Consider the following 18,376-nt stretch of genomic DNA (forward strand, 5'->3'; position numbering starts at 1 on the left):
CGCCCACTCGCACACGGGACGCCTGCGGCAGCGGGGAACGCTCGACCGAATTCTTCTCCAATCACGGATCGCGGCGAGAACAGAGCGTTCGAAAATTGCGCAATTCTGAAATTGCCAGCGGCAGCGCACTGGATGACCATATCAGCGGATGTGCGTCGTTTGCGCGCAGGGCTGCGGAGTTGGGACCATGATTGCGCGTGCGATGCTGACAGGACCAATGGGAGCGCGCGCCTTGCGGGTGACGCGTCGGATCGCCTCGTGACGGCTGCTGTGACTGATCCACTTTCGCTCAGCGCTGATGTGCTTGCGATCGGCGGCGGCATGGCCGGCGCCTGGGCCGCGGTCTCAGCCGCGCGTACCGGCGCGCGGGTGATCCTCGTCGACAAGGGCTATTGCGGCACCAGCGGCGTCACGGCCGCGGCAGGCCCGGGCCACTGGTGGGTGCCGCCTGATGCGCGCGTGCACGCCGTCAGCCAGCGTGTCGCCGCCGGGCTTGGTCTCGGCGAGGCCGCATGGATGCATGCGATCATCGACGAGACCTGGCGCACGCTGCCGACGCTCGCGAGCCACTATGCGTTCGGCATCGATGACAACGGAGAGACCAATTATCGCGCCGTTCGTGGCCCCGAATACATGCGGGCGCTGCGCACCCTCGCGCGGGAGAGTGGCGTCACCATCCTCGACCATTCGCCGGTGCTGGAACTGCTGGCGCGCGGCGACGGCACGATCGGCGGCGCGCGAGGCCTTCGCCGGCAGGACGGCGATGGGACCTATGAGATCGCCGCAGGCGCGACCGTGCTCGCCGCAGGCGGCACCAGCTTCCTGTCGCATCTGCTGGGATCGCGCACCAACACCGGCGACGGCTATCTGCTCGCGGCGGAGGCGGGCGCCGAGCTCTCGGGCATGGAGTTCACCGCGGCCTACACGATCGCGCCGGCGCATTCGACGATGACGCGCAGCATGGCCTATGCGTTCGCGACCTATTACGACACTGATGGCCGCGAGCTCGATCTGCCGTTCGGACCGCAGCAGACGATCGGGCTGGCGAGAGCGTTGCTCGCGGGTCCCGTGTTCTGCTCGCTGCATCGGCTGCCCGACGACATCAAGGCCCGGCTGCATACGATCTCGCCGAACGTGCCGCTGGTGTTCGACCGCTGGGGCATCGATCCCTGGCGCGATCGCTTTGAGGTCACGCTGCACAATGACGGCACCATCCGCGGGCTCGGTGGCGTCAGGGTCGACGATGTCGATGGCCGCACGTCGGTGCCGGGGCTGTTCGTCGCCGGCGACAATGCCTCGCGCGAGAAGGTGGCCGGTGCGATCTCCGGCGGCGGCAACATCAATTCGGCCTGGGCGCTGACCTCCGGCGTCCGCGCGGGGCAGGCCGCCGCGCGGCTGGCGCGCAGCATCGGAGCGAAGGCCTCGACCTTGACGCCGCTCGGGCAGGCCGGCCTGCGGCCGCACTTGCGGATCCGTGCGCTCGATCACGACACGATCAGGGCCGGCGTCCGCGCCGAGATGCATCCCTTCGACAAGACCCTGTTCCGCAAGGAGTCGACGCTGGCAGCGTCGCAGCGCGCGCTCGACGGGCTCTGGCGCGAAATCTCCGACCATGCGGGTGGCGATGTCATGCGCTCGCGCGAGACGGCGGCACTGGTCGCCACGGCACGCTGGTCGGTCGCGACCGCGCGCCGCCGGACCGAGAGCAGGGGCCTGCATCGCAGGATCGATCATCCCGGCCTCGACCCAAGCTTGGCGGTGCGGCTCGTCAGCCGTGGCCTCGATCGCGTCGAGATCGCAGCCGATACGGTCCACGCGCTTGACGCTCCGATCGCGCTGGAAGAGGCGTCATGATCGAGCTCATCCTTGCCGATCGCTGCACGGATTGCGGCGCCTGCGTCGACGTGTGTCCCACCAACGTGCTCGACCGCGCGGCGTCGGGACCGCCCTTGCTGGCACGGGTCGAGGATTGCCAGACCTGCTTCATGTGCGAGCTGTATTGCCGCGCCGATGCGATCTATGTCGCGCCGGATTGCGACCGCCGCGTCGCGATCACGCCGGACGAGGCATTGGCCTCGGGGCGTCTCGGTCAATATCGCCAGCATTCCGGCTGGGACGAATGGGCCGGCCAGTTTCCCAACGAGCAATGGTTGATGGAAACAGTGTTCCGCCGCGCCGGCGAGGCCGCGCGCGCAGCCGAGACGGACGATAAGAGGACAGCATGACCATCATCACCCACCGGCCGGGCGCCCTCGTCGGTCTCGACGGTTTTCCGGGACCCGCCGACCGGCCCGACAGCCCGCTGTCGCAAGCGCTGCAACAGCCGCTGCTGCTCGGCCTGTTCCTGCCGATCCAGGCCGGCGGCTGGAGCGCCTCGACCTTGCCGCGCACCACGTCATGGCATTTCGACTACAACCGCGACCTGGTGCTGACTGCTGAGAATCTCGGCTTCGATCTCGTGTTCGCGCTGTCGCAATGGCTGCCGAAGGGCGGTTATGGCGGCGTGTTCACGGGCGAGGCGCTCGACTCCTTCATGACCACGGCCGCGCTGACGAGCCTGACCCGGCGGATCATCCTGATCTCGACGATCCATGTGCTGTACGGTCCCATGCATCCGCTGCACCTGGCCAAATATGGCGCGACGCTCGACCACATTTCCAATGGCCGCTGGGGCATCAATGTCGTCACCGGCCATCGTGCCGCCGAGCACGAGGCTTTCGGCTGGAGCCGGATCGATCACGACCGCCGCTACGAGCTCGCGGCCGAGTTTCTCGAAGTGTTGCAGCGGCTGTGGGGCGACAGCGAGAACTACTCGTTCTCCGGCCAGTCGTCCTGGAAGCTCAACGGCGCCTTCGTGACGCCGAAGCCGCGCTTCGGCCGGCCGGTGCTGGTCAACGCCACCGGCTCGGACGCCGGTATCGCTTTTGCCGCGCGCTATTCCGACATCGTCTTCATCACCAGCCCCGCCGGCTCGAGCTTCGAGAGCGCGATCCCCGCGCTGCCCGCGCATACGGCGCGGGTCAACCAGGCGGCGCTCGACATCGGCCGCGAGGTGCGCACCCTGCTCAATCCGATGGTGATCTGCCGCGAGACCGAGCGCGAGACCTGGGCCTATCACGACGCCATCGTCGCCCACGCCGACCCGGTCGGCGACTTCCATCGGCTGGACAGCGACGCCCATGCCTGGCGCGGCCGTATCGGCGTCGATGCGCCGAAGCGCCGCGCGATCGGCGGCAACATCGAGGTGATCGGCACGCCCGAGCAGGTTGTCGAGCAGTTCGTGCAGCTCAAGAAGGCCGGCGTCGACGGTCTGCAGCTGTCGTTCTACGACTTCAAGCTGGATCTCGATGTCTTCGGCCGCCGCGTACTGCCGCTGATGGAGCAGGCGGGTTTGCGCAAACCGGTGATTGATCCCACCGCGGCGCAGGCGGCGGAGTAGCGGAGCCTTTCGACATCGCACGCATGATTTGTCGGGGGATTGTCGTCGTCCTCCGGGTCGGCTTTGCTAGGCGCCGACGCGCACGCAACTATCGAACAGCGGCCTGACAATGGCGTACGGGCCGGCATGGGGACTGAGGCAATGACGATCATCGAAACGAGGGCACCGATCACTCCGAGCGACGACATCACCGCGGCGCTGCGCAAGCGCTACGGCGCTGATATCCCCGCCATCACTTCCGGCGCCGACGACATCCTCGGCCAACTGCTGGCGCACCGCTCGATCCGTAGCTACCGCCCCGATCCGGTGCCGCCGCACACCGTGGAAACGCTGGTGGCCGCGGCGCAGTCGGCGGCGTCGTCGTCGAACCTGCAGACCTGGAGCGTCGTCGCGGTCGAGGACCCCGCGCGCAAGCAGCGCCTGTCGGAATTCGTGGGCAACCAGAAGCACGTCCGCGAGGCGCCCCTGTTCCTGGTCTGGCTCGCCGATCTGTCGCGGGCCGAGCGGCTGGCGCGGCGGGAAGGGCGCCCCGATGACGGCATCCATTTCCTGGAGACGCTGTTCGTCGCGATCATCGACGCAGCTCTCGCTGCGCAGAATGCGGTCGTCGCGCTCGAGGCGCTCGGCCTCGGCTCGGTCTATATTGGCGCGATCCGCAACCGGCCGCAGGCGGTGGCTGAGGAGCTCGGCCTGCCGCCGAGCGTGCTCGCCGTGTTCGGCCTCTGCATCGGCTATGCCGATCTCGCGGCTGGCGAGGACGTCAAGCCGCGGCTGCGCCAGAGCGTGGTTCTGCATCGCGAGCGCTATGCGCCGACCGATGAGATCCACGGCATCGCCGCCTATGACGAGACCCTGCGCGCGTTCCAGACCAGCCAGGGCGTGGCGCCGGTCGGCTGGCGGGACACGGTGCTCAACCGGCTCGGTTCGGCGAAGGCGCTCAACGGCCGCGACAAACTGGCTGAGGCGCTGCGCGCGCTCGGCTTCGGATTGAAGTAGCTGCGGGCGGTAGATGTTGACGGCGGCCGGGACGGGCCGCCGTCATCGATCACTTCATGTAGTCGGGCAGGGTGAAGCCGTCATAGAAGCGGTCGGCGAGGATGGCGGCCTTGAAGCCCGGTGACTTGTAGCCGTCCACGATGTCCTTGGCCCAGGCGGTCTCGGCATTGCCGCGCTTGACCGCGACGACGTTGATGTAGGGCGTCGTCATCTTCTCCAGCGCGAAGGCGTTGGTCAGCTTCAGGCCGCTGAAGATCGCGAAATTGCCCTGGATGGCGGCGAAGTCGACGTCGTCGAGCGCGCGCGGCGCCTGCGCCGCCTCGAGCGGGACGATCTTGATGCCGCCGGGATTCTTGATGACGTCGAGCTCGGTGACGTCGATCGGCTTGGAGTCGCGGATCTCGATCAGGTCGAGATCGCGCAGGATCCATAGTGCGCGCTGCAAATTGACCGGATCGTTGGGGACCGCGATCTTGGCACCCTGGCCGATCTTGGTGCCGAGCGGATGCTTCTTGGAATAGATCCCCATCGGCGGCGTCGGTACGTGCACGATGCCGGTGAGGTCGGTGCTCTGCCGCTCATTGTAGGAGTTCAGGAAGATCGTGTGCTGCATCACATTGGCGTCGATCTCGCTTTTGAACACGGCATTGTTGGCTTCAAGGCCGGTCGAAAACTCGACGTAACGGATCTGGTAACCCTTCTTCTGCAATTCGGGCGCGACGCCGATCTTGAACTCGTCGATGTAGGGGCCGGGCACGAAGCCGACCTTCAGCTCCTTCTTCTCAGGTCCTTGCGCCCATGCGCTGCTGACCGAGACGATCGAGAGGACAGAGGCGGCGAGCAGGCCGATGAATTGCGATCTGGTGATGTGATGCATGTGACTTCCAAGGCTTGATAAAGACTTGAACCAAACGAAAGGCGGCGCGGGCGCCTGTTGGTGTTCCGCGCCGTCCATGAAAAGAAGCTCAGGCGATCGCCTGGACCGGATGGCTGTAGAGACTGGCGGGTCGGTCCAGCCCGTAGTGCTCGCGCAAGGTCGTGCCGGTGTACTCGGTGCGGAACAGGCCGCGCTTGCGAAGGAGCGGCACGACGTGCTCGGCGAACAGGTCGAAGCCGCCGGGCAACCAGGGTGGCATGACGTTGAAGCCGTCCGCAGCGCCGTTCTCGAACCAGGCCTGGATGTTGTCGGCGATCTTCTCCGGCGTGCCGGCGATCACCCAGTGCCCGCGGGCGCCGGCGAGGCGCTGGATGAGCTGGCGGATCGTCGGCTTCTCGCGGTCGACGATGTCGACGACGAGCTTGAAGCGGCTGGCAACGCCGCGCGCGCCGTCGGTCTCGATCAGATGGCGCGGGAACGGCCCGTCGAGATCGAAGCCGGAGAGGTCGAGCCCGAGCATCTGGCGCAGCTGCACCAGCGAGTATTCCGGCTGGATCAGATCGTTGAACTCCTCCTGCAGCCGGTCGGCCTCGGCCTGCGTCGAGCCGATGAACGGGCTGATGCCGGGCAGGATCTTGACGTGATCGGGATTGCGGTCGAGCGCGCGCGCTTGGCGCTTGATGTCGGCATAGAACTCCTGCGCGCTGGCGAGCGTCTGGTGTGCCGTGAAGATGGCCTCCGCAAAGCGCGCCGCGAAGGCGCGACCGTCCTCGGACGAGCCGGCCTGGACGTAGACCGGCCGGCCTTGCGGCGAGCGCGGCACGTTCAGCGGCCCGCGGACGCGAAAATACTTGCCGACATGATTGAGCGGATGGACCTTGTCGGTGTCGGCAAAGATGCCGGACGCCGGATCATTGACGACGGCGTCGTCCTCCCAGCTGTCCCACAGCGCGGTGACGACGTCGAGGAACTCCTTGGCGCGCTCGTAGCGCTCGTGGTGCGGGGGATGCTCCGGCAGGCCGAAATTCTGTGCGGCCTGCACCGCGCTGGTGGTGACGATGTTCCAGCCGGCGCGGCCGCCGCTCAGATGATCGAGCGAGGCGAACAGGCGGGCGAGATTATAGGGCTCGTGATAGGTCGTGGATGCCGTGCCGATCAGGCCGATATGGCTGGTGGCGGCGGCGATTGCCGACAGCCAGGTGATCGGCTCGAAGCGGAAGCGCTGCGCGTAACGTACATTGTCGGCCAGCGCCGGACCATCGGCGAAGAAGATCGCGTCGAACTTGGCATGCTCCGCCGTTCGCGCCAGCTGCTGGTAATAGCCGATGTCGAGCGCACGGCTGGCGGACGACCCCTTGTAGCGCCACGCCGCCTCGTGATGGCCGCCCGGATAGATGAAGAGATTGAGGTTCAGTTGACGACGCTGGCTCATGGGGCGCTCGTGGGCTGGATTGTCGGAGGGACGCGAAACGATGGCTGGAGAGTTCGGCTATCGCGGTGTATCGGCAACGATGCGGCTCGGCGGTTGCGGCCACCGCAGGCGCCGCGCGAGCTCGACGGCAGCGCGGCTGATGCCGACGCCGAGATCGCGACCGCGCTGGTGGAGCTCGCGAAGCAGCGGCCTCATCTCGGCGCGGGCGCTGTCGCGGGGCGCATCGCTGCAACCCGTGGGCGGATCCTGGTACAGGCTGATCATGGCGAGAGGGTCGAACATCACGGCATCCGTCGAAGCGCGAACATCCCGGCATCGCTGATGCCGGCCGCGCGAATGCGAAAATCTAGCTTTTGGAGGACGATGCTGTCGATGAAATGGATTTGCATTGTTGTCTGCGGCGCGAGCATGAATCCGTCGTGCTCATCAGCAAGCGGGGATCTCCATTTCGATCGCCGATCCCCGGCAGATTCCGCGCCGGCTCAGGAGGTCTGCAGGTTCGGTCCGCCGACCTTGTTGCGGAGCGTGGCCTGGGTGACGACGCTGTTGGGCGGGACGTCGTGCGTCAGCCAGACATTGCCGCCGATCGTCGATCCCTGGCCGATCGTGATACGGCCGAGGATGGTGGCGCCGGCATAGATGACGACGTCATCCTCGACGATCGGATGGCGCGCGTCGCCCTTGATCAGCGTGCCGTCCTCCTCGGTCGGGAAGTGACGGGCGCCCAATGTGACCGCCTGGTAGATCCGGACATTGTCGCCGATCACGGCCGTTTCGCCGATCACGACGCCGGTGCCGTGGTCGATGAAGAAGCCGGAGCCGATCTGCGCCCCCGGATGAATGTCGATGCCGGTGGCGGTATGGGCGATCTCGGCGATCAGCCGCGACACCAGGCGGGCACCGAGACCGTAGAGAAGGTGGGCGAGGCGGTGATGGATGATCGCCGTCATGCCGGGATAGCCGATCAGGATTTCCGGAAAGCTCTTGGCGGCGGGGTCGCCGACGAAGGCCGCGCGCAAATCGCTGATCAGGATGCCGCGCAGCGCGGGCAACTCCTTCGCGAAGCTGCGCGTGAGTTCGATGGCCTCGGGCTGACGGAAGCCGGGGATCAACTCGTCGCCGACAAACAGCGCGGCGCGGTGGATCTGGTCGGAGAGCAGGTCGAGGCCGACGCTGAGCCGGTGGCCGACGAAATAGTCGATGTTCTCGCTATCGAGGTCGTACTGGCCATAGTGGCGCGGAAACAGCGCCTCCGTCAGTGCGGAGACGACCTGCGCCAGCTTCTCGCGCGACGGCGGCCGGTGGATCGTGCCGTCCTTGCGGATGCTGTGGGTCTCCTCGCGCGAGACGCGCAGCTCCGCCACCAGCCGATCGAGGCCCCAGCGTTCGCCCGCCGGGGCAGGTGCCTCGGTGCCGGAGCCCGCCACAGGACGATGTCTCATGCCGTCTCCCCCGTGATGCGCTATCACCGCACATGCGCCGGCGGCACGCCGACTTCCGCCAGCAGATCGAGGTCGGCATTGCGGTCGACCTCGACATACTGCTCGTTCCAGTACAGCAGGCTCGACAGCCGTGGCGCAAGCTCGATCGTGTCGGGACGACCGACGATGATCGCATGGTCGTAGCGCTCGATGATCTCGTCGACCTCGCAGGCGATCGCCGCCTGCGCATGCTGCAACAGCGGAACGCCGGTCGCGTGGCGCGACCAATCGATGCCCTCGAACTTCTGCCGCCCGGCGAGATGCGGACTGCTGAAGCGATCGGCGAGCACGAGCTGATCGGAGCTGAGGACGTTGATCCCGAACCAGCCGTTGCGGACGATCAGGGGAACGGCCGACGATTGCCGGCCGAGATTGATCATCAGCCGCGGCGGCTCGACCGAGAGCGAGACCAGAGACGCCGTGGTCACGCCGGTGATGTCGTCGCCGCGGCCGGCGGTCACGATGCTGACGCCGGAGGCGACGCGGCGCAGCGCCGAGTAGAAGTGCGGGGGAGTGGACGCCGTCAGGAGATGCAGTCCATGCTTGCTCATCCGTCGCCTCCTTCAGGGGGCTGCGCCTGCCGGTCAGAAGAACCCCTTCGCGGGAAGCGGTGTGCCGTTGATCAGATACTGCCCGATCGCCCGCTCCTTATAGGTGACCGGATTATGCGACGACAGCGTGCGCGCATTGCGCCAGTGCCGGTCGAAATTGGTGGCCTTCTTGGTCGACGACGCGCCGCCGACGTCGAAGATCAGCCCGCCATTGCGGATGGCCGCGTCGTCCGCGACGATCTTCGCCTGAGCCGACAGCAGTGCGGCGCGATGCGCCAGGGCCTCGGCGTCGGCGCGGCCCGCATCGAACGCTTCGGTGGCGGCGTCGAGCGCCTCGGCGGCGACGAGCACCACCGTTTCGGCGGCGTGCGCGGACGCTGCGATCTGGCCGATGGTCTGTTGCAGCAGCGGATCTTCGGTCGGCTTCTCATGCGGCGCGTAGTAGAAGGTGCGCTTGCGCGAGCGGACCAGCGCGATGGCGTCGCGCAAGGCCGCGCGGCTGATGCCGGCCACGGCCGCGGTCAGGAACAGCTGCGCGAACGTATTGGAGTAGGGCACGCCATAGCCGATATCAGGCGCATCGAACACGATCTCCTGCCGCTTGACCCGGACGTTGCGGAAATGCGTGGTGCCGGTCGCGGTCAGCCGCTGGCCCATGCCGTCCCAGTCGTCGATCAGCTCGATGCCGGCGCGATCGAGCGGCAGGATGGTCGCGCCGGGACGCCCGCTGGGATCAGCCGCGCGCACCAGGACGAGATCGGAATACAGCGTGCCGGTGCTGTAGTACTTGGTCCCGTTCAGCAGATAGTCGTCGCCGTCGGGGGTGAAGGTCGTGTTCGGCGTGATGTTGCCGACCTGCGGACTGTCGAGCTCGGTGGTGGCGAGGCCGATGATCGCACCGGCTGCGATGCGCTGCTGCCACTCCCGCGCCTGGTCGTCACGGGGAATGCGGACCAGACGCTCGACCACGCTGAAATGATTGCGCAGGATGTGCGCGACGTTGGCGTCGGCCTCGGCGAGCCGGATCACGATCTCGAACAGGCCGCGGATCGTACTGCCGGCACCGCCGGCGGCCACGGGAAGGCGGAGCGCGCCGAGCCGCGCCTGCTTGATCAAGGCGATCTGCTGGTGCGGCAGGATGCGCTCGCGCTCCCGCTCCGACTCGCCATCGGCAATGGCGGCGAGCAGCTGATCGAGCGTCTCCGCTGCCAAGGGCAGCGAGCTGTCGGCGATGAGAGTCTTGGTCGAGACCGGCTTGTTCATGACGAGTCCAGGCGATTGAATGGGAACGATCGGTGTCAGCGCTGCGGCGCCGCGTCTTCGATTGGGGCGAGATGATCGGCGACCTTGACCGGCTCGGGCAGCACCTTGCGCTCGGCCAGCCAGTCGGCCGCTTTCTGCAGGTCGGTGACGAACTGCTTGTCGTTGACCGAGAAATAGCGGTACTTGCGGTTCATCGCGATGAACTGATCGCGCACCTGGTCGCTGTATTTGCCGGCCTTCTGGGCGATGTATTCTGCCTCTTTGCTGTTCTCCGAAATCCACTTGCCTTCGGCGCGGAACGCGTCGTTGACGGCACGGACCAAAGCCGGGTTCTCGGTCGCGAATTTGCGGGTCGTCAGATAGGACGTGTAGTCGATCTGGAATTCGAGATCGCGGCCTTCCAGGAAGATGTCGTGCGCCTTGTAGTCGAGCCGGGCGATGTCGACGCCCGGGCTCCACATCGACCAGGCATCGACCTTGCCGGAGGCCAGCGCCGGCGCGGCATCCGGCGGGTTGAGGTAGACGAACTTGACCTTGGAGCGGTCGACCTTGTGCTTCTCGAGCGCGGCGACCAGCAGGAATTCGCCGAGACCGGAGCGGTTCACCGCGACCGACTTGCCGACGAGGTCCTCGACCTTGTTGATACCGGAATCGTCGCGCGCGATGATCGCGGTGGTGCGCGGCTCGTAGACGACAAATTGGGTGAACACCAGCGGCGAGCCGGCGATGATCGCGGCCAGCGCCGGCGTCGTCGAGCCGCCGAAGGAGAAATCGGCGGTGCCGCCGGTCACGGCCTGCAGGGTCGGCGCGTGGTTCGGGAACGGCCCGAGCCACTCCACCTTGATGCCGTCCTTGGCGAGCAGCTTCTCGAACTCGCCGCGCTCCTTGGCGATGTTGTTCAGGCCGGCGAGCCCCCAGGTCAGCCGCACCGTGTCAGTGACGCGGCCGGGCGCCGACCAGGCGTCATCGGTCAGCGTGAGGCCGGCGAGCGCGCCAATGCCGAACGCGGCAGTGCCGAGGAAATGGCGGCGGGAGAGGTCATCCGAAGACATGGTCGATCCTTGCGGCAATCAGGTGTGAAGGGAGGGCTTGAGCACGCCGAGCTCGGCCAGCAGGTCGCCGCGCGCGACCTCGCCGCCGTCGGCGGCACGGTGCTCGTAGGCGATCCGGCCGTCGCGCATCACCAGAATGCGGTCGGCGAGCGCGATCGCCTCGTCGACATCGTGGGTGACCAGCAGCACGCCCGGGCGATGAGTGGCAACGAGCTCGCGCACCAGCGCATGCATGCGGATGCGGGTCAGCGCATCGAGCGCGGCAAATGGTTCGTCGAGCAGCAGCAGCTCGGGCTGCTGCACCAGAGCGCGGGCGAGCGCGACGCGCTGCGCCTGGCCGCCGGAGAGATTGCGCGGCCAGTCGTCGAGGCGGTCGCCGAGGCCGACCTCGGCGAGCGCGGCCGCCGCGCGTTGCCGCGCATCGGGCACGTCGAGACCGAGCGCGACGTTGCGCCAGAGGCTGTCCCACGGCAGCAGGCGGTGCTCCTGAAACACCACGGCAGGTCGCTTCGGCGCGATGATCCGGCCGCCCTGAACGGGGTCAAGCCCGGCCAGAGCGCGCAGCAAGGTGGTCTTTCCGCAGCCGCTTTCGCCGAGCAGCGCGACGAACTCACCGCGCTCGATGCGCAGATCGAGGCCCTCGATCACGGTGCGCTCGCTATAGGCGCGGCGCAGGCCGTTGACGATCACCGCAGGCGCGGTGGCGGCCTGCAGCGGCGGCGCGAACTGGACCGTCATCGCACAGCTCCATAGTTGGGGTGCCAGGCGAGCAGGCGCCGCTCCAGCCAGCGCGCGATCAGGTCGGCGCCGACGCCGATCAGAGCGTAGATCACGATCGTCAGCACGATCACATCGGTGCGTAGGAATTCGCGGGCGTCCATCGCGAGAAAGCCGAGGCCGGATTGCGCGCCGATGGTCTCGGCGACGACGAGCGCGAGCCAGGCAGTCGCCAGCGCATAGCGCACACCGGTGAGGATCGAAGGCAGGGCGCCGGGCAGGATGATGCGGCGGATCAGCTGCAGGGTCGACAGCGCCTGCACCCGGCCAAGCTCGAGCAGCTTGGGATCGACCTGACGGATGCCGAGCGTGGTGTTGATGTAGATCGGGAAGGTCACGCCGAGCGCGACGAGAAACACCTTCTCGGCCTCGCCGACGCCGAGCCACACGATCACCAGCGGCAGCACGGCCAGGAACGGGATCGCGCGGATCATCTGGATGCTGCGGTCGATCAGCGCCTCGGCTACCGATGAGAAGCCGACGAGAATGCCAAGCGCGAAACCGACGGCGCCGCCGATCGCAAAGCCGGCAGCGGCGCGCAGCAGGCTGACGCCGAGATCGTTGAGCAGGGTGCCCTGTGTGGTCAGCTTGAAGGCGGTGCGGATGACCTTGCTGGGCGCCGGCAGGACCTGTGGCGACAGATAGCCACCCTGCGCCGCCGCTTCCCAGATCACGATCAGCAGGACCGGGGCGAGCCACGACAAAGCCTGCAGCGTCAGCGGGCTCAGCGCGCGGTGTCGTCCGGTGCCGGGGCGCGCGCCACGGGTGGTCTGCGGCAGCTCGATCGTCCCGGCAGCTTGTTCGAGATTGCTCAAGAGTACGTCGTCCTCGCGATGTCATGCTTCCGCCGGTCGCGATCGCGCGGCAGAGTAAGTAGATCGGATGCGCGCGGGCGGCCGCGTGACACAGCGTCGTTTCGCGCTGGCAAACTGTCCCACGAAACATGGCCGATCGAAATAGAGCCGTTTTCCAATTGTCGTTGCGATCGGAGGTTTTCGATTTCTCGCGCGGGCCAAAAGCGGCAAGAAGTTCTTTTCGGGATTTGTTAGTACGTGCAGCTATGAAAACGCATCGTCGAGACGGCGAAGCGTGACGCTGAGATCGTGAGGCTCGCCATGACACATCCGCTTCGTTTCGGCATTTGGGCTCTGGTGCATGGCCCGCGGGCCGCGCATCAGGATCCGGAAGAGCCCTATGATGCCTCCTGGGAGCGCAATCGCGATCTCGTGCTGCAGGCCGAGGCGCTGGGCTTCGATTCGACGCTGGTCGCCCAGCACACCATCAATCCGCATCAGGAGGATCTCGACCAGCTCGAGGCCTGGAGCGCGGCGGCTGCACTTGCGGCATTGACCAGCCGGATCGAGATCATCACCGCGATCAAGCCTTATCTGTATCATCCCGTGGTGCTCGCCAAGATGGCGCTCGGCATCGAGAACATCAGCCGCGGGCGGTTCGCGATCAATCTCGTCAACGCCTGGAACAGGCCCGAGCTGGAGCGCGCCGGCATCGGCTTCGCCGAGCACGATGAGCGCTACGCCTATGGTCGCGAATGGATCGATGTGGTGTCGCGGCTGCTGCAGGGCGAGCGCCTGACGCACAAGGGCCGCTATTTCGACGTGCAGGACTACGCGCTGCGGCCGAAGGATCTCTATCGCGCAAGGCCGCGGATCTATGTCGGTGGAGAATCGGAACCGGCGCGTGCGCTGGTCGCCGATCACGGCGATGTCTGGTTCATCAACGGCCAGCCACTCGATGACGTCGCCTGCTTGATTCGTGACGTCGCGGCGCGGCCGAGGGGCGCGGCGCTGCCGCTCCGCTTCGGCCTCTCGGCCTTCGTGATCGCGCGGCCGAGCGCCGAAGAGGCCGAGGCGGCGCATCAGCGGCTGCTGCGTCTCGCCGAGAAGGACGCGCCGATGAAGGCGCTTCAGAAGGCGAACACCGATCCCAAGGTCGTGATGATGCAGACCATGCAGAAGAGCGCGCGCGTCGGCAGCAATGGCGGCACGGCCGCCGGGCTGGTCGGCAGCTACGAGGAGGTGGCGGATCGCATCGTCGACTTCCACGCCGCCGGCATCGAACTGTTCATGCTGCAGTTCCAGCCGTTCGAGGCCGAGATGAAGCGGTTCGCTGAGGAGGTGATTCCGCGTGTCCGGCAGCGGCAGCGCGATCTCGGTCGTGGTAATGCCGAGTCCGGCCGTCGCGTGGGATGATGTCGCCCGCGACACGCGCGGAAGAACTGATTGCTTTGCGAAGCTCGCTTGGTGGGGAGATTATCGCTCGCCGCCGCGCCACATTCGAAAATCCATTTCATTGACGATGTGCAGTCGCGAACGCATCATCCGTTCATCATTGGGGCGCTGACGACAGCGCTGGTTCAACGACACATCAACGCATTCCGCGGGGGAGTGCGGGCGCTGTACGCCCGCGCAACGGCGGAGCTTTGTTGGCAGGAGAGGGCGATGGACAACACGGACAACACGGGCGCAGTCACCCGGCGTCGACTGCTTCAGGCGGGTGCCGGTGCCGCTTTGGTGGCGCCATTCGGCGGCTTGGCCGCGCAGGCCTTGTCCTTGCGGGCCGCCCCGGAGATCGATCTGTCGCAGTTTCCGATCTGCCGGACGGCAGCTGAAGCGCCGGCTCTCACCGGCGCGCCGCGCAAGCTGAAGCTGTCCTGGAATGCCGGCGCGGTCTGCCTGACGCCGGTGCCTGTGGCGATCGACCAGGGCTTCTTCAAGAAGTATAATCTCGACGTCGAGCTGATCAACTATTCCGGCTCCACCGATCAGCTGCTGGAAGCCATCGCGACCGGCAAGAGCGACGCCGGGCTCGGCATGGCGCTGCGCTGGCTGAAGCCGCTGGAGCAGGGCTTTGACGTCAAGATCGCGGCGGGCACGCATGGCGGCTGCATGCGGGTGCTGGCGCGCACGGAGTCCGGCATCAAGACGCTCGCCGATCTCAAGGGCAAGGCGGTTGCGGTCGGCGATCTCGGCGGTCCCGACAAGAACTTCTTCTCGATCCAGCTGGCGCGGCTCGGCATCGATCCGGTGAAGGACGTCGATTGGCGCGTCTATCCGGGCGCGGTCGTCAACGTCGCCGCCGACAAGGGCGAGACGCAGGCGTTCCTGGCGTCCGATCCGCTCGCCTATCTCTGGCTCAAGGATCCCGCCTATCGCGAGGTCGCCTCCAATCTCGACGGCGAGTATCAGAACCGCGTCTGCTGCATCCTCGGCCTACGCGGCAGCCTGGTGCGCGAGGAGCCGCAGGTCGGCCGCGCGATCACGCAGGCGCTGCTCGATGCCGCGATGTTCACCGCGCAGAACCCGGTCGAGGCGGCGAAGTCGTTCCAGCCCTATGCGCCGAAGCAGGCGACCTTGGCCGATCTCGAAGGCATGGTGCGCTACCACACCCATCATCATCATCCGCATGGTCAGCCGCTCAAGCAGGAGCTGAAGGCCTATGCCGACGACCTCAAGGTCGTCTCCGTCTTCAAGCCGAGCACCGACACCAGCAAATTCGCCGAGCGCATCTATGTCGACATTTTCGCTGTCTGAGGTCGCCCCGGGCGACAGCGCGCGGAGCGGCGCGCTTGCCGACAAGCTCCGCGAGGTGGCGCCCGGCATTGCCGCAGCGCTCGCCTGGGCGGCTTTCGGGGCCGCCTGTCTGGTGCGCGAGGATGTCGGTGACTGGTCCCGCACCAAGGATCTCGCGATCGCGGCGTTCGTGATCGCCGGGCTCGTGTTCGTCGTGAGCGTCGCCGCCGCTCAGCTCGGCCGTGTGGGCTCGGCTTTGCGCAAGCGCAGCCCCTGGCTGCTCGCGCTCGGCGTGTTCCTGACGCTGTGGGAGCTCGCCACCGCCAAATACGCCTGGCTGCCGCTGCCGTTCTTCCCGCCGCCGCAGGCGATCATCGAGGTCTACACCGACGATCTGCCGAAACTGCTCGACAGCGTCATCGCCTCGATCAAGCTGCAGCTCGGCGGCTATCTGATCGGCGCGGCCACCGGCTTCATCACCGGGGTCTCGATCGGCTGGTCGACGCGGATCGGCTATTGGGTGCATCCGGTGCTGCGCTTCATCGGGCCGCTGCCGGCGACCGCCTGGCTGCCGATCGCCTTCTTCGCGTTTCCGACCAGCTGGAGCGCGTCGACCTTCCTCATCGCGCTCGCCACCGGCTTCCCCGTCACGGTCTTGACCTGGTCCGGCGTCGCCAGCGTGCCATCAGCTTACTACGATGTCGCGCGCACGCTCGGCGCCAGGCCCTGGTTCCTGGTGCTGAAGGTCGCGATCCCCGCAGCCTTGCCGCATGTCTTCGTCGGCCTGTTCATGGGCCTGGGCGCCTCGTTCGCGGTGCTCGTCGTCACCGAGATGATCGGCGTCAAGGCCGGGCTCGGCTGGTACCTGCAATGGGCGCAGGGCTGGGCCGCCTATTCCAACATGTATGCCGCGCTCTTGGTGATGTCGCTGCTGTGCTCCGGCGCGATCACCCTGCTGTTCAAGACCCGTGACCGCGTGCTGGTCTGGCAGAAGGATGTCGTCAAATGGTAGCCGCAGCCGTTGCCGTCAGGGCGCAAGCTCCTGGTGCTGCGATCGACATCGCCCATGTCGATCATGCCTTCGACATCGACGGCGCCGAGCTGAAGGTGCTCGACGACGTCAGCCTGATCGTCGAGCCCGGCGAGTTCGTCGCGCTGCTCGGGCCGTCCGGCTGCGGCAAGTCGACCCTGCTGCGGCTGATCGCCGGCCTCGACAAGCCGCGCAGCGGCAGCTTGCGCGAGGACGAGGTCAGCATCAGGGGACCGCATCCGTCGCGCGTCGTCGTGTTCCAGGATCCGACGCTGTTTCCGTGGCGCACGGTCTGGGACAATGTCGCGCTCGGCCTGGAAGCGCAGGGCATCCTCAAGAAGCAGCGCCATCGCGTCGATGCCGCGCTCGATCTCGTCGGCCTCACCGACTTCAGGAACGCCTATCCGCATCAGCTCTCCGGCGGCATGGCGCAGCGCGTCGCGCTGGCGCGGGCGCTGGTCAACGATCCCAAGGTGCTGGTGCTCGACGAGCCGCTCGGCAAGCTCGACTCTCTGACCCGGATTGCGATGCAGGCCGAGCTGGTGGCGCTGTGGCAGCGCAAGGGCTTCACGACCCTGCTCGTGACCCACGACGTCGAGGAGGCGCTGGTGCTCGCCAATCGCGTCATCGTGCTGAGCGACCGCCCGGCGCGCATCAAGGCCGACATCGTCGTGGACCGGCCGTATCCGCGGCATCGCGGCGATCCGCATCTCGCCGATCTGCGCCGGCAGATTCTTGGTCTCCTCGGGTTGGAAGCGACATGGTAGCCGTCATCGAGAGCCTCGCGCCACGCCAGACCGGCACGGAGAATGAGGACGAACTGATCGCACGCGCGCTGCGGCTGGTGCCTGTGTTCGCCGAGCGCGCGCCGGCGCATGATCGCGACCGCAGCTTTCCGTTCCAGAATTTCAAGGATCTGTTCGAGGCGGGCCTGCTGTCGCTGACCGTGCCGACGGCGCTGGGCGGACACGGGGCGGGCGCGGGCCTCACGGCGCGCGTGCTCGGACTCATCGCCGAAGCCGATCCCTCGACGGCGCTGGTCCTGGCGATGCATTACATCCAGCACTTCGTGATGGCGCGCCAACAGGAATATCCGCCGCGGCTGGCCCGCAAGCTCCAGCGGGACTCGGTCGAGCGCGGCGCGCTGATCAACACCTTCCGCGTCGAACCGGCGCTTGGCTCGCCGTCGCGCGGTGGCCTGCCGGAGACGATCGCGCGGCGCACCGAGACCGGCTGGCGTCTGAGCGGCCACAAGATCTATTCGACCGGCGCGCCGATCCTGTCCTGGTACTCGGTGTGGGCCAAGACCGACGAGGCCGAGCCGCGGCTCGGCCTGTTCCTGGTCCAGGCGGGATCGCCCGGCATCCGCATCGTCGAGACCTGGGATCATCTCGGCCTGCGCGCCAGCGGCAGCCACGACGTCGTGTTCGAGGACGTCGTGATCCCGCTCGACCACGAGATCGAGCTGCGCAAGCCCGCGGACTGGCGGGTGCAGAATCCGACACAGGCACTGGTTCATGCCGCCTTCGTCGGCGCGATCTATGACGGGGTCGCGCGCGCGGCGCGCAACTGGATCATCGATTTCCTCAAGACGCGCACGCCGTCGAGCCTCGGCGCGCCGCTGTCGACTTTGGCGCGCGCGCAGGAGGTGCTCGGCGCGATCGAGGCGCGGCTTCAGGTCAATTCAAGGCTGATCGACAGCGTCGCGCGCGATTTCGACGAGGGCCGGGTGGTCAGCCCGGTCGAGGGCAACATCATCAAGCTCACCGTCACCAACAATGCGGTGGCGGCGGTCGAGGACGCGCTGTCGCTGTCGAGCAATCACGGCCTCAGCCGCACCAATCCGCTGGAGCGGCATTATCGCGACGTGCTGTGCGGCCGCGTCCACACCCCGCAGGACGACGCCACGCGCATCGCCGCCGGCCGTCTGGCGCTTGGACTCTAGGAA

The 18,376-nt window shown here is 67.0% G+C and carries 19 protein-coding genes; 9 read left to right on the top strand and 10 right to left on the bottom strand.

Annotation, left to right across the window (positions count from 1 at the left end; genetic code table 11):
• The first annotated feature begins 258 nt into the window (after positions 1 to 258).
• From BRAD285_RS13425 to BRAD285_RS13440, 4 genes are all read left to right on the top strand, one after another.
• The gene (locus tag BRAD285_RS13425; protein ID WP_006613227.1) at positions 259 to 1,854 is read left to right on the top strand and encodes an FAD-binding protein; all 1,596 of its coding nucleotides are present in this window, start codon (positions 259 to 261) and stop codon (positions 1,852 to 1,854) included.
• Positions 1,851 to 2,225: a ferredoxin family protein gene (locus tag BRAD285_RS13430; protein ID WP_006613228.1), complete on the top strand. Its 375-nt coding sequence runs from the start codon at positions 1,851 to 1,853 to the stop codon at positions 2,223 to 2,225. Before BRAD285_RS13425 ends, BRAD285_RS13430 begins: the two co-directional genes overlap by 4 nt.
• Entirely contained in the window at positions 2,222 to 3,439 is a 1,218-nt protein-coding gene (locus BRAD285_RS13435; RefSeq protein ID WP_157681680.1) for an LLM class flavin-dependent oxidoreductase, read from the top strand. Before BRAD285_RS13430 ends, BRAD285_RS13435 begins: the two co-directional genes overlap by 4 nt.
• 141 nt (positions 3,440 to 3,580) lie before the next feature.
• Positions 3,581 to 4,435: an NADPH-dependent oxidoreductase gene (locus BRAD285_RS13440; protein WP_006613230.1), complete on the top strand. Its 855-nt coding sequence runs from the start codon at positions 3,581 to 3,583 to the stop codon at positions 4,433 to 4,435.
• Positions 4,436 to 4,484: 49 nt separating this feature from the next.
• On the opposite strand, the gene BRAD285_RS13445 is transcribed toward BRAD285_RS13440, so the two are convergent.
• The 10 genes from BRAD285_RS13445 to BRAD285_RS13485 all read right to left on the bottom strand — a co-directional run bounded on the left by BRAD285_RS13445 (position 4,485) and on the right by BRAD285_RS13485 (position 12,683).
• A complete protein-coding gene (locus BRAD285_RS13445) occupies positions 4,485 to 5,312 on the bottom strand; it encodes a MetQ/NlpA family ABC transporter substrate-binding protein (RefSeq protein ID WP_006613231.1) in 828 nt (275 codons plus the stop codon).
• Between the two features lie 88 nt (positions 5,313 to 5,400).
• Positions 5,401 to 6,744 (bottom strand): LLM class flavin-dependent oxidoreductase, encoded by a 1,344-nt coding sequence (locus BRAD285_RS13450; protein WP_006613232.1) that lies wholly within the window; start codon positions 6,742 to 6,744, stop codon positions 5,401 to 5,403.
• A gap of 57 nt (positions 6,745 to 6,801) precedes the next feature.
• Positions 6,802 to 7,026, bottom strand: a complete 225-nt coding sequence (locus BRAD285_RS13455) for a hypothetical protein (RefSeq protein ID WP_035647295.1) — start codon at positions 7,024 to 7,026, stop codon at positions 6,802 to 6,804.
• Positions 7,026 to 7,154 carry a hypothetical protein gene (locus BRAD285_RS36515; protein WP_256387680.1) on the bottom strand — a complete coding sequence of 43 codons (129 nt, stop codon included), beginning with the start codon at positions 7,152 to 7,154 and terminating at the stop codon, positions 7,026 to 7,028. Before BRAD285_RS36515 ends, BRAD285_RS13455 begins: the two co-directional genes overlap by 1 nt.
• 72 nt (positions 7,155 to 7,226) lie before the next feature.
• Positions 7,227 to 8,186 (bottom strand): serine O-acetyltransferase EpsC, encoded by a 960-nt coding sequence (gene epsC, locus BRAD285_RS13460; protein ID WP_006613233.1) that lies wholly within the window; start codon positions 8,184 to 8,186, stop codon positions 7,227 to 7,229.
• 23 nt (positions 8,187 to 8,209) lie between these two features.
• Positions 8,210 to 8,776 (bottom strand): flavin reductase family protein, encoded by a 567-nt coding sequence (locus BRAD285_RS13465; RefSeq protein WP_006613234.1) that lies wholly within the window; start codon positions 8,774 to 8,776, stop codon positions 8,210 to 8,212.
• A gap of 33 nt (positions 8,777 to 8,809) precedes the next feature.
• On the bottom strand, positions 8,810 to 10,039 hold the full coding sequence (locus tag BRAD285_RS13470) for an acyl-CoA dehydrogenase family protein (protein ID WP_006613235.1): 1,230 nt from the start codon (positions 10,037 to 10,039) through the stop codon (positions 8,810 to 8,812).
• Positions 10,040 to 10,074: 35 nt separating this feature from the next.
• The gene (locus BRAD285_RS13475; RefSeq protein ID WP_006613236.1) at positions 10,075 to 11,091 is read right to left on the bottom strand and encodes an NrtA/SsuA/CpmA family ABC transporter substrate-binding protein; all 1,017 of its coding nucleotides are present in this window, start codon (positions 11,089 to 11,091) and stop codon (positions 10,075 to 10,077) included.
• An 18-nt stretch (positions 11,092 to 11,109) separates the two neighbouring features.
• The gene (locus BRAD285_RS13480; protein ID WP_006613237.1) at positions 11,110 to 11,829 is read right to left on the bottom strand and encodes an ABC transporter ATP-binding protein; all 720 of its coding nucleotides are present in this window, start codon (positions 11,827 to 11,829) and stop codon (positions 11,110 to 11,112) included.
• A complete protein-coding gene (locus BRAD285_RS13485; RefSeq protein WP_006613238.1) occupies positions 11,826 to 12,683 on the bottom strand; it encodes an ABC transporter permease subunit in 858 nt (285 codons plus the stop codon). Before BRAD285_RS13485 ends, BRAD285_RS13480 begins: the two co-directional genes overlap by 4 nt.
• Positions 12,684 to 12,983: 300 nt before the next feature.
• On the opposite strand from BRAD285_RS13485, the gene BRAD285_RS13490 reads away from it, so the two are divergent.
• The 5 genes from BRAD285_RS13490 to BRAD285_RS13510 all read left to right on the top strand — a co-directional run bounded on the left by BRAD285_RS13490 (position 12,984) and on the right by BRAD285_RS13510 (position 18,373).
• A complete protein-coding gene (locus BRAD285_RS13490; protein ID WP_035647298.1) occupies positions 12,984 to 14,078 on the top strand; it encodes an LLM class flavin-dependent oxidoreductase in 1,095 nt (364 codons plus the stop codon).
• Between the two features lie 249 nt (positions 14,079 to 14,327).
• Entirely contained in the window at positions 14,328 to 15,419 is a 1,092-nt protein-coding gene (locus BRAD285_RS13495; protein WP_006613240.1) for an ABC transporter substrate-binding protein, read from the top strand.
• Positions 15,397 to 16,410: an ABC transporter permease gene (locus BRAD285_RS13500; RefSeq protein ID WP_006613241.1), complete on the top strand. Its 1,014-nt coding sequence runs from the start codon at positions 15,397 to 15,399 to the stop codon at positions 16,408 to 16,410. The genes BRAD285_RS13495 and BRAD285_RS13500 overlap by 23 nt, the downstream gene beginning before the upstream one ends.
• A complete protein-coding gene (locus BRAD285_RS13505) occupies positions 16,404 to 17,195 on the top strand; it encodes an ABC transporter ATP-binding protein (RefSeq protein ID WP_006613242.1) in 792 nt (263 codons plus the stop codon). Before BRAD285_RS13500 ends, BRAD285_RS13505 begins: the two co-directional genes overlap by 7 nt.
• Positions 17,189 to 18,373 carry an acyl-CoA dehydrogenase family protein gene (locus tag BRAD285_RS13510; protein ID WP_006613243.1) on the top strand — a complete coding sequence of 395 codons (1,185 nt, stop codon included), beginning with the start codon at positions 17,189 to 17,191 and terminating at the stop codon, positions 18,371 to 18,373. Before BRAD285_RS13505 ends, BRAD285_RS13510 begins: the two co-directional genes overlap by 7 nt.
• Positions 18,374 to 18,376: the final 3 nt, after the last annotated feature.

It is taken from the genome of Bradyrhizobium sp. ORS 285 (assembly GCF_900176205.1).
Taxonomy (GTDB): domain Bacteria; phylum Pseudomonadota; class Alphaproteobacteria; order Rhizobiales; family Xanthobacteraceae; genus Bradyrhizobium.

Coding starts and splice junctions, on each gene's coding strand:
- BRAD285_RS13495 (WP_006613240.1), top strand. CDS start 14,328: ATGGACAACACGGACAACACGGGCGCAGTCACCCGGCGTCGACTGCTT.
- BRAD285_RS13440 (WP_006613230.1), top strand. CDS start 3,581: ATGACGATCATCGAAACGAGGGCACCGATCACTCCGAGCGACGACATC.
- BRAD285_RS36515 (WP_256387680.1), bottom strand. CDS start 7,154: ATGCTCGCGCCGCAGACAACAATGCAAATCCATTTCATCGACAGCATC.
- BRAD285_RS13435 (WP_157681680.1), top strand. CDS start 2,222: ATGACCATCATCACCCACCGGCCGGGCGCCCTCGTCGGTCTCGACGGT.
- BRAD285_RS13500 (WP_006613241.1), top strand. CDS start 15,397: ATGTCGACATTTTCGCTGTCTGAGGTCGCCCCGGGCGACAGCGCGCGG.
- BRAD285_RS13505 (WP_006613242.1), top strand. CDS start 16,404: ATGGTAGCCGCAGCCGTTGCCGTCAGGGCGCAAGCTCCTGGTGCTGCG.
- BRAD285_RS13510 (WP_006613243.1), top strand. CDS start 17,189: ATGGTAGCCGTCATCGAGAGCCTCGCGCCACGCCAGACCGGCACGGAG.
- BRAD285_RS13470 (WP_006613235.1), bottom strand. CDS start 10,039: ATGAACAAGCCGGTCTCGACCAAGACTCTCATCGCCGACAGCTCGCTG.
- epsC (WP_006613233.1), bottom strand. CDS start 8,186: ATGAGACATCGTCCTGTGGCGGGCTCCGGCACCGAGGCACCTGCCCCG.
- BRAD285_RS13490 (WP_035647298.1), top strand. CDS start 12,984: ATGACACATCCGCTTCGTTTCGGCATTTGGGCTCTGGTGCATGGCCCG.
- BRAD285_RS13430 (WP_006613228.1), top strand. CDS start 1,851: ATGATCGAGCTCATCCTTGCCGATCGCTGCACGGATTGCGGCGCCTGC.
- BRAD285_RS13455 (WP_035647295.1), bottom strand. CDS start 7,026: ATGTTCGACCCTCTCGCCATGATCAGCCTGTACCAGGATCCGCCCACG.
- BRAD285_RS13445 (WP_006613231.1), bottom strand. CDS start 5,312: ATGCATCACATCACCAGATCGCAATTCATCGGCCTGCTCGCCGCCTCT.
- BRAD285_RS13465 (WP_006613234.1), bottom strand. CDS start 8,776: ATGAGCAAGCATGGACTGCATCTCCTGACGGCGTCCACTCCCCCGCAC.
- BRAD285_RS13450 (WP_006613232.1), bottom strand. CDS start 6,744: ATGAGCCAGCGTCGTCAACTGAACCTCAATCTCTTCATCTATCCGGGC.
- BRAD285_RS13475 (WP_006613236.1), bottom strand. CDS start 11,091: ATGTCTTCGGATGACCTCTCCCGCCGCCATTTCCTCGGCACTGCCGCG.
- BRAD285_RS13480 (WP_006613237.1), bottom strand. CDS start 11,829: ATGACGGTCCAGTTCGCGCCGCCGCTGCAGGCCGCCACCGCGCCTGCG.